The following is a 12558-nucleotide window of genomic DNA, read 5'->3' as shown; positions in this document are numbered from 1 at the left end:
TCTGGCACCATGCTAGAACAGCGTTGTGTCAGTTTTTGTCAGGAGTGAAACGCCCGGTTTCGTCCAACTTCATCAGCGCAAACCAGTCCCGCAACAAATCGCTGCGCCGGCCCGGATACCGCTCGCCCTGCTCGGTGGCCGAGGCAATCCGGTCGGTGCGAAAGGTCCGGTAGGCGCCGCGCAACTCGCACCAGGCCACCACCACCCGCGCTTCATTGAAAAAGCCCAGGGCCAGCGGCCAGATCAGGCGTTGGCTCGGGGTCTTGTTCACGTCGGCGTAGTCAATGTACAGCTTGGCCTGGGCGCGAATGGCCTGGCGGTACACATTCAATTCCACGGTGTTCTGCGGATAGCCATAACCCGGCGGGCCAGGCAGCACCGTGGGGTTGCGCAGAGCATCCCGCACATCCGGGGCCAGTACCGCGGCGACCTTCGCCAGGGCGTCGGCGGCGGCCTTGCCCAGCACCTCGTCGGCGCGTTGATCCACGTAGCGCAAGCCCAGCACAATGGCCTCTATTTCATCGGCGGTGAACATCAGTGGCGGCAGGAACAGGCCGCTGCGCAATACATAACCGATGCCTGCCTCGCCCTGGATCGGCGCGCCGAGGGCCGTGAGTTCGGCGATGTCGCGGTACAAGGTGCGCTCGGAAACGTTCAGTTCGCCCGCCAATGTCGCAGCGGTGACCGGGCAACGCTTGCCCCGCAAGACTTGCAGCAAAGTGAGCAGCCGAGTGGTACGCGACACGATGGTCTGTCCGGGAAGAAAAAAGATGACGCAGATTAGCAGAGGCTGGTGTCAGAAACTGTCAGGAGCCATAAGCCTTGTTAGGACCGAGAGCCTCGCAAGACTGTGGGAGCAAAGCTTGCTCGCGAAAAAGACACCTCGGTTCCTGAAAGACCGCACCACCTTCATCGCGGGCAAGCCTTGCTCCCACAGCAGGGCACGGTTGTCGTCGGAACGCTTTGGGGTATCGTGCTCAATCGCTGCCGGTTTTTTCATTCCTTGAGAGTTTATCCATGCGCAGAATCCTCGGCCTTTCCGTTTTCCTGATCCTGCTCAGCCTGAGCGCCTGCGCCCTCTTCCCCCACCGCGATCCGCTGAACATCAACGTGGTCGGCATCGAACCGCTGCCCAACCAGGGCCTGGAAGTGCGCTTCGCCGTGAAGCTGCGCGTGCAGAACCCCAACGAAACCGCCATCGACTACAACGGTGTGGCGCTGGACCTGGAGGTCAACGGCCGTACGCTGGCGACGGGGGTCAGTGACCAAACCGGCTCGATCCCGCGCTTCTCCGAAGCGATCCTGAGCGTGCCGGTGAGTATTTCGGCGTTTTCCGTGCTGCGCCAGACCCTGGGCCTGAGCCAGACCCAAAGCCTGGACAACCTGCCCTACGTGCTCAAGGGCAAGCTCGCCGGCGGCGTGTTCGGCACGATGCGCTTCGTCGACCGCGGGACCCTCGAACTGCCGGGTTCCGCGGCGACGTGGTGAATCACGCCGTGAAGCGCACGCCGGGCTTGGCGCGCTCGTCCACCACCAATTCGAACACGTCCGGCCTGGCGTAATGTCCGACCACGTCATAGTCGTAGCGCGCCCGCACCAGGTCATCGGTGTCGATTTCGGCGGTCAGTAACCCAGCGGTGTCTTTCAGCGGCCCGGCGAGCACATCGCCCATGGGCCCGACAATCACACTGCCACCGGCAATCAGCGGCCGCTCGGCAGGCCAGTGCGCAACGTCGATGCCCAGGGCCTGCGGCGAGGCCTGGACCTGACAGGCACTGACCACAAAACAACGCCCTTCGTGGGCGATATGGCGCATGGTCACCTGCCACATCTCCCGCTCATCCACCGTTGGCGCACACCAGACGTCCACCCCCTTGGCGTACATCGCGGTGCGCAGCAGCGGCATCATGTTTTCCCAGCACACCGCCGCGCCAACCCGACCAACCTGGCTGTCGATCACCGGCAAGGTCGAACCATCGCCCTTGCCCCAGATCAGCCGCTCGGTGCCGGTGGGCATCAACTTGCGGTGCCGGGCCACCAGGCCCGCATCGGGTTCGAAATACAGCGCGGTGCAGTACAGGGTGCTGCCGACACGCTCGATAACGCCCAGCACCAGGCTTGCCCCCGTACGCGCCGACAGTCCGGCCAGCGCTTCGGTTTCAACGCCGGGCACGTCAATAGCATTGGCAAAATAACGGGCAAACGCCTCGCGCCCCTCCGGCAACCGGTACCCCAGTTGAGTGCCGAACCCCTCGCCCTTGGGATAACCACCGAGCAACGCTTCAGGCATCACCACCAGGCGTGCACCAGCCTGGCGAATGGCGTCTTCATAGGAAAGGATCTGCGCCAGGGTCTCGCCCTTGCCACCAGGCAACGAACCGATCTGCAGGGCAGCCACAATGGATTTGGGCATGGTTTTCAACTCCTTGATCATCAGGTGTTGCTGATTCTCAAGGAGCGGCCGATCATGAATAAAGCCCAAAATACTGCTAAATGATATGAGCCTAATGAATATCGCCGACATCGACCTCAACCTGCTCAAGACCTTCGAAGCCCTGCACGACGAATCCAGCGCCAGCCGCGCCGCCGTGCGCCTGGGCGTGACCCAGTCGGCCATCAGTGCCGCATTGCGCAGGCTGCGCGATTTATACGGCGATCAATTATTCGTGCGCACGGGCCGGGGCTTGGCGCCGACGCTACGGGCGAACCAGCTGAAGCCGGTGATCAGCGAAGCACTGGACAAATGCCGCCAGAGCCTGGCGATGGTCGATCCGGATGCCAGCCATTACGAGGGCCGCTCGGTCATCGTCGGCCTGTCGGACGATTTCGAGATTGCCCATGGGCGCCGCCTGATCGAGGAGGTGGCCCGTCGCGCACCGGGCCTGCGCTTGATTTTCCGACAGACCCACAGCCAGATCGTCGGCCGGGCCCTGATGGAGCGCGACCTCGACCTGGCGATCACGGCGGGCGGTTTCGCGCAACGGTTGCTCAGCCGCCAGGTATTGGGCGAAGGCGATTACGCTTGCCTGTTGGACGCGGCGAGCCTGGCGCAAGACCAACAATCCCTCAGCCTGGAGGCGTTCGTGGCCCGCGAGCATCTGTTGGTGTCTTCGGGAGGGTTCATCGGTATCACCGACGAGGGGCTGGCCGGGCTTGGCCTGAGTCGGCGAGTCTGTGCCTCGACCACTCACTTTGCCGCGTTGCCGTTCCTGCTCAAGGGCAGCCAGGCCGTGGCGACGATTCCGGCCCATGCCGCCCGGGCCATCGCCGCCCTCAGCGGCCTGGCCTTGCTGCCCTGCCCCCTGGCCTTGCCCCGCTACCCCATCGAACTGGGCTGGCGGACCCACACGCAAATGGATCCGGCAGTGCTCAAGGTACGCGAGGCCATTACCGCGACGTTTGCCTGAGGTTTACTTGTTGGCGGCCATCAGGCGATTGACTTCACTGCGCACCATGTTGGCGTATTCCGGCGGCGACATGCCGTCCAGTTCGGCACGCACCCACTCGGCCCACTTGCCCTTGCGTTTGGAGCGCTCGCCGAACAGGCGGGCTGCATCGCCCTTGGCCTTGCCCAGGTTGTTTTGCCACAGTTCAAAGAGTCGGGATTTTTCGTCTTCCAGCGCGGCGCGCTCGGCCAGGGGCTTGTCAGCCAGATTGAAGCTCATGGGAATTACCTGTTGCGTAAATAGGCGCCATCTTACACCTTGCTGGGAAACGTCTTAACCACGATTTGCGATGGACTGCCCTGCCAGCGCCCAGCGCTGCAACTTTTTTAGAGCCGCAGCACTCCATTGTTCAATGCCATCATCCACACAAGGAGTACTTCCATGGCCCGTAAAGGCACCGTGCAAGCGAACGGAGAGCAAATCAAGGATCAAGCCTTCAGCGAATTGACGGCGCTGATTGAAGAATCGGAAAAACTGCTCAAGAGCAGTGCCTCGCTGGTGGGCGAAGAGGCCGAGAACCTGCGAGGCCAGATATCCCAGAAACTGCAACAGGCGCGCGACTCGGTCACCAGCGCACGGGAGCGCACTCGTCCCATGGTCGATGCCACTGAAGTCTACATTGGTGGCCATCCCTGGCAGACCGTGGCGATTTCCGCTGGGTTCGGGCTGGTGGTGGGGTTGCTGCTGGGACGGCGTTAAACAACTGCCCCAGAACCCTCACTGCGATTTTATGAGTGGTTAAAACTGTGGGAGCGAGCTTGCTCGCGATGGCGGTATGTCAGGCAACATCAATGCTGCTGGACCACCGCTATCGCGAGCAAGCTCGCTCCCACAGGGATTTGTGAGTGACACAGGTACTGTGTGAACCCGCACAAGGTCTTGCCTTAAGCCACAGGCCCCGCCCGCAGGATCGAAGCATCCTCCCCGCGGTACAGCGCCTCGACCTTCCCCGCCCGCCACTGCAACACCGCTCGCTGGTTGATCGACCCCTTATCGGTGATTTCACCACGGTCGATGGACGCCGGTTCATCGAGCAAGGCAATCCACTCCACGCGACTGGCGTTGCCGCTGGCTTCGCGGTTCAGGCGTTGCAGCCAGTCGGCGAACCATTGGCGTACCGGCGGACTGGCGAGGACCTGGGTGTCGCTGGCCTCCGCACCCAGGCCAGACAGGCGTCGGCATTCAGCAAGCCGTGGAAACACCAGCGCGCCCAGGCATTCGCGATCCGGTGCGGTGATCACCAGGTCCTGAACATAGGGCGTGCCTTCCAGCACCGCCCGGTTGCGCAACGGCCCGACGCTGACGAAGACACCGGAAGACAATTTGAAATCCTCGGCAATTCGCCCATCGAACATCAGCCCCAGTTGCGGATTGCTGGCATCGGCCAGCTTGATCGCATCCCCTGAACAATAGAAACCGTCCTCATCGAACACTTCGGCCGTCTGCTGCGCCGAACGCCAGTAGCCAGGCATGATGTGCGGCCCACGAAAACGCCCTTCGAACTTGCCGTCCACCGGCACTAGGCGGACCTCGCACCCGGGGGCCGGAAGGCCGATGTAGCCGGCCATGGACAAGGGGCCGGTGGTGAAGGTGCAGGACGGCGACGCCTCGGTCATGCCCAGGCCCGCCATCATGCGGATACGTTCGCCACAATGCTGCTCGGCGACCTTGTCGAGCCGGTCCCAGGTAGTTTGCGACAGACCCGCCGCGGCGAAGAAGAACAGGCTGATGCGCTTGAAGAAACGCTCGCGCAATTCAGCGTCCTGCTCCAGGGCGCTGACCAGTTCCTCCCAGCCCTTGGGCACGGTCAGGTAGGCGGTGGGCGATATTTCCTTGAGGTTGCGCAGGGTCTCGGCGAAGCCCTGGGCGGTGGGTTTGCCGTCGTCCAGGTAGAACGTGCCGCCGTTGTACAGCACGATGCCGAGGTTGTGGCTGCCGCCGAACGTGTGGTTCCACGGCAGCCAGTCCACCAGCACCGGCGGCACCTCACCGAACACTGGAAAGGTCTGCAGCAGCATCTGCTGATTGGCGCACAACATACGCTGGGTGGTGATCACGGCCTTGGGCAACTTGGTGGAGCCGGAGGTAAACAGGAACTTGGCGATACTGTCCGGGCCGGTGGCGGCAAACGCCTGCTCGGCCTCCGCGCCGCCGGGTTGGGCCAGCAGGCTGGCGAAGCTTGTCCTCGACCGGCCCGGCATCTCTCCACGCACGGTGATCAAGGGAACGTCCGCCGGCAATACGGCATTGATCGCCCGCTCGAACGGTGCGGCTTCGCTGACAAACACCAACCCCGGCTGCAACAGATCGCAGACGTGGCGCAGCTTGGCGAAATCCTGGGACAGCAATGAATAAGCCGGCGACACCGGGCAATAGGGAATGCCGGCGTACATCGCGCCGAGGGCCATTTGCAGGTGTTCGATGTCGTTGCCGGAGAGCAACGCCAGGGGTTTTTCCGCCGATAAACCGTAACTGAGCAAACTTTGGGCTATGGCGCGGACACTGTCGAGCATCTGCGCATAACTGACCCGGCGCCAGCCACCGCCCGCTTCACGGGCCGCGATAAACGTCTGCTGTGGGCGCACCTCGGCCCAGTGCACCAGGCGCTCTAGCAAACGCGCCGGCAACGGAGCCAGGGGTTCCAGGGAGCGCATGTGCAAGATGCCGTGCTCTTCCCGGACTTCGACGGCAGGGTGACCAATCGACACCTGGCGATACCGCCCGGCCTCGGGTCGGGAGGACGATCTGGACTCGGAACTCACGTACATTTCCTCCACCAAGGCACACTCGGGTCGCGATGCGAGCGGAGCGTGGCAGCGCTGGGCTGCGGCCTTGTCATTGTTATTCTGGCCTGCATCCGGGCGACGGCTTTCAAGGCTCGACCGCCCGTGATGCAACGGGTTTCAGATCGGGTAATGCCGCGGACCGTTCTGCAGGGTCACCCAACGCAACTGGGTGAAATGTTCGATGGAAGCCTTGCCGCCAAAGCTGCCGTAACCGCTGGACTTGACCCCGCCGAAGGGCATCTGCGCCTCGTCGTGCACGGTCGGCCCGTTGATGTGGCAAATGCCCGACTCGACCCGCTGGGCCAAAGCCAGCGCACGACTCGTGTCGCGGCTGAAGATGGCGGCCGACAAGCCGAACTCGGAATCGTTGGCCAGGCGCAGCAGTTCTTCATCGCCGTCACCGCGCAACAGCACCGCCACCGGCCCGAAGGATTCTTCGCGGTACAGGCGCATTTGCGCAGTGACGCCGTCGAGCAAAGTCGGCTGCAGGATGCTGCCTTCCAACTGGCCACCGGTGACCAGCGTTGCGCCTTTGGCCAAGGCATCGTCGATCAGCCCTTTGATGCGCTGGCCGGCACTGGCATCGACCAACGAGCCCAACACCGAATCACCTGCCGCCGGATCACCGGCACGCAAGGTGGCGATCTTGGCGCTCAGCCGGGCGATGAACTCATCCGCCACCCGGGCGTCGACGATCAGGCGCTCGGTGGACATGCAAATCTGGCCCTGGTTGAAGTAGGCCCCGAAGGCGGCCGCTTGCACGGCTGCATCCAGGTCGGCGTCGTCCAGCACCAGCAGCGGCGCCTTGCCACCCAGTTCCAGCAAAGCCGGTTTGAGATGGCGCGCCGACAGTTCGCCGACGATGCGCCCAACGTGGGTCGAACCGGTGAAGTTGACCCGGCGCACCGCCGGGTTGGCGATCAACCGTTCGACAATGGCCGGCGCATCCGCCGGTGCGTTACAGATCACGTTGACCACGCCGTCACCCAGCCCGGCGTCCTGCAACACCTGGCCGATCAGCCGGTGCACGGCCGGGCTTATCTCGGAAGCCTTGAGCACCACGGTATTACCGCAGGCCAGGGGCATGGCGATGGCACGGGTGGCGAGAATCACCGGGGCGTTCCATGGCGCGATGCCCAGCACCACGCCACAGGGCTGACGCAGGGCCATGGCAAAACTGCCAGGCACGTCCGAAGGAATGATTTCACCGTTGATCTGGGTCGTCATCGACGCCGCTTCGCGGAGCATGTTCGCCGCCAGGTGCACGTTGAAGCCGTACCAGTTGGCCATGGCACCGGTCTCACCGGCAGCAGCGACGAATTCACTGCTACGGGCCTGCAACTGTTCGGCCGCACGCAACAGACGCGTGCGGCGCTCGTTGGGCGCCAGCGCGGCCCAGGCGGGAAACGCCGCTTGGGCGGCGGCCACGGCGGCATCGGCGTCTTCCAGGGTGGCGGCGGCCACGCGAGACACCACCTCACCCGTCACCGGGTTGCAGCGTTCGAAGGTCCGGCCGTCGCGGGCCGGGCACGACTGGCCGCCAATCAACAGGGGCACGTCCAGCATGGTGATTCCTCTTTATTGTCTTTATCGGGAATACATCGCAGTGGTGTAACAGTAGCGCCAGGGCGAGGCAGCGAACAGCGGGATGCGGCCCGTCATTCGCCGGTCGATTCAGCGCTTATAGGTCTGCAAGCCCGGCTTGATGCTCTTGTCGTCCAGGAACTGCTTCATGCCCTGCTCGCGGCCACCTTCGGTGTCGAGCAGGCGCGACTGGTCGAGCTTGGCGTACAGGTAATCCTCGTTCTGCTCCCAGGTCAGTTCGCGGCAGCGTTTGAAGCCATGCTTGGCCGCCCGCAGCACCACCGGGTTCTTTTCCAACAGGTTGCGCGCCAGTTCCACGGTGACTTCACGCAGCTGCGCCAAAGGCACGCTCTCATTGACCAGGCCCATTTCAGCGGCTTTCTGCCCGCCGAAGGTCTTGCCGGTCATGATGTAGTACAGCGATTGGCGGTGGCCCACGGTATCGGCCATGGCCTTGCTGACCAGGTTGCCCGGCGGGATGCCCCAGTTGATTTCCGAGAGACCGAAGGTCGCTTCGTCGGCGCAGATCGCCAGGTCGCATGCCACCAGCGGACTGAAACCGCCACCGAAGCACCAGCCGTTGACCATGGCGATGGTCGGCTTGGCGTACATGCGCAGCAATTTCCACTGCCACTGCGACGCTTCGCGACGGATTTTTTCCTGGAGGATTTCCGGCCCGGCATCCACTTCGCGGAAATATTCCTTGAGGTCCATGCCAGCGGTCCAGGCATCGCCGGCCCCGGTCAGCACCAATACGCCTGCGGCTGGATCCTGCTCCAGGGTCTCGAGCACGTCGATCATCTCGCGATTGAGGGTCGGGCTCATGGCGTTGCGTTTTTCCGGGCGATTGAGGGTGACCCAGGCGATGCCCTCCTCGATATCGACCTTGACCGTTTTCCAGCGACCTTCGTAATTGCTCATGATGCGTGCTCTCTTGTTCTTGGCTGAAGATGATCAAAAATTAAACCGGAAATTTAGTTATGTCAATTAACTATTAATCGGTTTATCTGTATTTTTCCGGGGCTGGGTCGAAGGTTAAAAAATTCGAATATGCACAAGCCCGTAGCCACGGCGCCGCAACCCCGGCAAACTGGATAGCCTTGTTAATCACTTATCTTGAGGAAGCTCACTTCGATGGCCAAGTCTTCCAAGCTTGCCGAACCCGCCGAGCCCCTGGTCGCCGGTACCGACGCGCAGGCACCGCTGGACTCCGCGCTGGACGACCTGATCGGCTATGCCCTGCGCCGCGCCCAGTTGAAACTGTTCCAGAACCTGATCGGCCGGCTCGCCGTCCACGACCTGCGCCCCGCCCAGTTCTCGGCCCTGGCGATCATCGACCAGAACCCCGGGCTGATGCAGGCCGACCTGGCCAAGGCCCTGGCGATCGAACCGCCGCAAGTGGTGCCGCTGCTGAACAAACTGGAAAGCCGTGCCCTGGCCGTGCGCGTGCGCTGCAAGCCGGACAAGCGCTCCTATGGGATTTTCCTGAGCAAGACCGGCGAAACCCTGCTCAAGGAACTCAAGCACATTGCCGCCCAGAGCGACCTCGACTCCACCGCGGCTCTCTCAGGGGCTGAGCGTGAGGAGTTGTTGCGGTTGTTGAAGAAGGTTTACCAGTAACAGAACACCGCTCCCCCTGTGGCGAGGGAGCTTGCTCCCGCTATGTGAGAGCAAAGCTTGCTCGCGACGAAGGCACCTCGATTTCTGAAAAACCGCAGTGCGTTCATCGCGGGCAAGCCTTGCTCCCACAAAAGCTAGCCAGGCCACTCGAAAGTCACCAGATCGGCACGCTGTACGTCACCAGGAATCGGGTCTGGTTCTCATCGCGAAACGCCGCCGTGCCCGGAAAGTCGTTGCGATAGATCGACTTGCGCGCCAGCAGCCCGACGTTCTTCAGTGGGCCGCTCTGGATCACGTACCCCAGCTCCATCTGGAACTCACGCTCCTTGCGATCCTCGGCATTCAGGGCCGCCAGCTCGATGTGATCGCCACGCACATAACGCAGGCGAGTCCTCAGGCCCGGCATGCCCACGGCGGCGAAGTCGTAGTCATGGATCGCCTGCCAGGTGCGCTCCTTGGCGTTGAGAAAGTCCGAGCTCATGGTCATTTCACTCAAGCCCATCAACTCGGTGCCGGACACATACGGCGTGGCCGTATCGCCACTGGCGTGCATGTAGCCCAGGCTCACGCGATGCCCGCCCAGGCGATAGCCGACCAGCGCCGAAACATTGCGGTTATCCACCTTTCCGGCCTTGGCCGCGCCGTCTTCGTCACTGAAAAAACTGCGCAGGTCGGTGGTCAGGACGCCGTCGCCCAGGGGCAGGTTATGCAGCAATGCCAGGGTGTTCTGCTGGTACAGGTCCGCCACTTCAGCGTGGTAGGCCCGCAGACTGAGGTCTTTGTTGACCTGATAGTCGCCGCCTACATACGCCATATGAGAAGAAGTCGCCGCGCCGTTGAATCGGCGGTTGGGCGAGGCGATGCTCATCGGCTGGTAATCGGTGGAATCGCGCCGGGCGATGCGATCGATATAACCGGTGTTCAACGTCAAACCGTCGAAATCCTTGGAACTGAGCGTCGTCCCGCGAAAGGTCTGCGGCAGTAACCTCGACGGACTGGCAAAGGCAAACGGCAGGAAGATCGACACATCGCCGGTCTTCACCGTGGTTTGAGCGAAACGCAGCTTGCCGGTCACGCCCAGGCGCGAATACTCATCCGCCGCACGCTTGTCGCTACTGGAGACCGGCAACAGTTCGGTGCCGCTGCGATCCGGCGACGAATCCAGCTTGATGCCCAGCAATCCCCTGACATCCAGGCCGAACCCGACCGTGCCCGGGGTGAACCCCGACTCCATATTCATGAACACACCCTGAGCCCATTCCCGGGCTGCGGTTTTGGCGCCGTTGTCCTTGTAGTCGCGATCCATGTAGTAGTTGCGCAGGGTCAGGGTACCGTGGCTGCCGTCGATGAAGCCTTCCGCCCACAATACGGGGGAACCGAGGCTCAGCCCGAGACAGGCCAGCAGAGGGACGAGAGATGAAACAGGGCGCGCCGTCAGCGTGTCCCGAGCAAGGTTTGGCATGTTCGGTGTCCATTTATTGTTGTTGTTTTGATCGACCCTGCCTTGGCGATGGAGGGCCGTGCGGACAAAGAATGGAAACGGCACGGGCGCTTCGTCAATCACGAACGTCCGATAATCGAACATTAATATAATTAACTAATTTACTAATTAATCCATGGATTGTTGCCAAGCACCTGATTTTCATCATGAACTGGCCGCATATTGACGTCCTCCTGGCACCCTTCATTTTTTAGTTAGCTTTGTTAATCTTAAAAGTACCCCGCCCGGTTTCCTCCGAGCCGGTGTCCCTCACAAAAACAATAAGAGGATTTGCCATGGACCGTCCGGCGCGTCGTGCGACGCTGACCATTGCCTTGTGTTTCATCGTTGCGTTGATCGAGGGTTTCGACCTGCAGTCAGCCGGTACCGCTGCCGCAGGGCTACGGCAGACGTTTGCCCTTGACCCGAAAATGATGGGTTGGGTGTTCAGCGCCGGCATCATCGGGTTGCTACCGGGGGCGTTTTTTGGTGGCTGGATCGCCGATCGCATCGGTCGCAAGAAAATCCTCATCGCGGCTGTCTTGCTGTTCGGCGTATTTTCCCTCAGTACCGCTTATGTCGAACACTTCTCCAGCCTGTTGCTGGTGCGCTTCATGACCGGCCTGGGCCTGGGCGCCGCCCTGCCCAACCTCATTGCCCTGTGTGCCGAAGCCGTGGGCGAACAGCGCCGGGGCACGGCCATCAGCGTGATGTATGCCGGCGTGCCATTGGGCGGTGCGTTGGCCGCCGTGGTCGCGATGCTGTTTGGCGAGCATTGGCAGATGACGTTTTTCATCGGTGGGTTGGCGCCTTTGCTGGTAGTCCCGCTGATGCTTCTGTGGCTTCCCGAATCCAGTGCCTTTCGCCAGGCCCGGGATGGCGGCTCCTCGCGGGGCTCCACCGCCCAGGCGTTGTTCGGTGAAGGTCGCGGCCGTACCACGGTGGCGCTCTGGCTGAGTTATTTCTTCACCCTGACGGTGATGTACATGTTGCTCAACTGGCTGCCGTCATTGCTGCTGGAACAGGGCTTCAGCAAACCCCAGGCTGGTCTGGTGCAGATGCTGTTCAACATCGGTGGCGCCCTTGGCTCGTTGCTGGGTGGGCTGTTGCTGGACCGTTGCAATGGCATCAAGGTGGTGCTGTTCGTCTATGCCGGTCTGCTGAGCGCCCTGGCCGGGGTCGGGTTGTCCGTTGGTATCGTGCCCATGGCCATTGCCGGGTTTGCCGCCGGGTTGTTTGTCATGGCTGCACAGTTGGTGCTCTATGCGTTGGCACCGCCCTCCTACCCGACGGCCGTGCGTGCGACGGGGGTGGGTGCAGCGGTGGCCATCGGGCGCCTGGGGTCGGTGGCCGGGCCTTTGGCCGCCGGGCAGATCCTGGCGGCCGGGGGTGGGACCACTGCTGTATTGCTGGCGACTTCCCCGGGGTTGGTGGTTGCTACGTTGGCTGTTCTTAGTGTGATTCGTTATTCGGCCGGGCCGCGGTTGGGTGCGGCGAAGTCGGTTGTGGGGAATTCCTGATTTTGGTGCGTATATCCGTTGTTTAGGTCACGGCGACTTATGGTTCCGCCGTAAGGGCCATCCCTTTCAAGGTCTTTTCGTTTTGGCGGCCTTGATTACCCGGTCCGTTGAAACATGTGCAT

12 protein-coding genes are annotated in these 12558 nt (G+C 62.2%); 5 read left to right on the top strand and 7 right to left on the bottom strand.

Features of this window, described 5'->3' with window-relative positions; translation table 11 throughout:
- Positions 1-28: 28 nt before the first annotated feature.
- Entirely contained in the window at positions 29-745 is a 717-nt protein-coding gene (locus AC3A5O_RS27835; RefSeq protein ID WP_305481655.1) for a helix-turn-helix transcriptional regulator, read from the bottom strand.
- 272 nt (positions 746-1017) lie between these two features.
- On the opposite strand from AC3A5O_RS27835, the gene AC3A5O_RS27830 reads away from it, so the two are divergent.
- On the top strand, positions 1018-1488 hold the full coding sequence (locus AC3A5O_RS27830) for an LEA/WHy family protein (protein ID WP_122565513.1): 471 nt from the start codon (positions 1018-1020) through the stop codon (positions 1486-1488).
- A gap of 1 nt (position 1489) precedes the next feature.
- On the opposite strand, the gene AC3A5O_RS27825 is transcribed toward AC3A5O_RS27830, so the two are convergent.
- Positions 1490-2413, bottom strand: coding sequence for a carbon-nitrogen hydrolase family protein (locus tag AC3A5O_RS27825; protein WP_122565857.1), 924 nt, complete (start codon positions 2411-2413; stop codon positions 1490-1492).
- Between the two features lie 85 nt (positions 2414-2498).
- Here AC3A5O_RS27825 and AC3A5O_RS27820 point away from each other — a divergent pair, with 85 nt between their 5' ends.
- Positions 2499-3407: a LysR substrate-binding domain-containing protein gene (locus AC3A5O_RS27820; RefSeq protein ID WP_305467158.1), complete on the top strand. Its 909-nt coding sequence runs from the start codon at positions 2499-2501 to the stop codon at positions 3405-3407.
- Positions 3408-3410: 3 nt separating this feature from the next.
- Here the strand turns inward: AC3A5O_RS27820 and AC3A5O_RS27815 are convergent, their stop codons facing one another.
- Complete coding sequence (locus tag AC3A5O_RS27815; protein ID WP_003181187.1) at positions 3411-3665, bottom strand: hypothetical protein; 255 nt, start codon at positions 3663-3665, stop codon at positions 3411-3413.
- 162 nt (positions 3666-3827) lie between these two features.
- On the opposite strand from AC3A5O_RS27815, the gene AC3A5O_RS27810 reads away from it, so the two are divergent.
- Positions 3828-4145 (top strand): ElaB/YgaM/YqjD family protein, encoded by a 318-nt coding sequence (locus AC3A5O_RS27810; protein ID WP_122565514.1) that lies wholly within the window; start codon positions 3828-3830, stop codon positions 4143-4145.
- Positions 4146-4330: 185 nt separating this feature from the next.
- On the opposite strand, the gene AC3A5O_RS27805 is transcribed toward AC3A5O_RS27810, so the two are convergent.
- The 3 genes from AC3A5O_RS27805 to AC3A5O_RS27795 form a co-directional block, all read right to left on the bottom strand.
- Entirely contained in the window at positions 4331-6208 is a 1878-nt protein-coding gene (locus tag AC3A5O_RS27805) for a feruloyl-CoA synthase (RefSeq protein ID WP_487753981.1), read from the bottom strand.
- A 141-nt stretch (positions 6209-6349) separates the two neighbouring features.
- On the bottom strand, positions 6350-7798 hold the full coding sequence (locus tag AC3A5O_RS27800) for an aldehyde dehydrogenase (protein ID WP_305467161.1): 1449 nt from the start codon (positions 7796-7798) through the stop codon (positions 6350-6352).
- Between the two features lie 108 nt (positions 7799-7906).
- Positions 7907-8737: a p-hydroxycinnamoyl CoA hydratase/lyase gene (locus AC3A5O_RS27795; protein ID WP_003202420.1), complete on the bottom strand. Its 831-nt coding sequence runs from the start codon at positions 8735-8737 to the stop codon at positions 7907-7909.
- Positions 8738-8950: 213 nt separating this feature from the next.
- Between AC3A5O_RS27795 and AC3A5O_RS27790 the strand changes: the two genes are divergently transcribed.
- Positions 8951-9436 (top strand): MarR family winged helix-turn-helix transcriptional regulator, encoded by a 486-nt coding sequence (locus AC3A5O_RS27790; RefSeq protein WP_487753980.1) that lies wholly within the window; start codon positions 8951-8953, stop codon positions 9434-9436.
- 154 nt (positions 9437-9590) lie between these two features.
- Here AC3A5O_RS27790 and AC3A5O_RS27785 read toward each other — a convergent pair whose 3' ends face one another.
- The gene (locus AC3A5O_RS27785) at positions 9591-10898 is read right to left on the bottom strand and encodes an OprD family porin (protein WP_487753979.1); all 1308 of its coding nucleotides are present in this window, start codon (positions 10896-10898) and stop codon (positions 9591-9593) included.
- A 314-nt stretch (positions 10899-11212) separates the two neighbouring features.
- Here AC3A5O_RS27785 and mhpT point away from each other — a divergent pair, with 314 nt between their 5' ends.
- A complete protein-coding gene (mhpT, locus tag AC3A5O_RS27780; RefSeq protein WP_122565517.1) occupies positions 11213-12436 on the top strand; it encodes a 3-(3-hydroxy-phenyl)propionate transporter MhpT in 1224 nt (407 codons plus the stop codon).
- Positions 12437-12558 lie beyond the last annotated feature (122 nt).

This window comes from Pseudomonas sp. Soil_N_39, assembly GCF_057655955.1.
The sequence above is the reverse complement of the archived record's forward strand: the minus strand, read 5'-3'. Positions and strand labels throughout refer to the sequence as shown.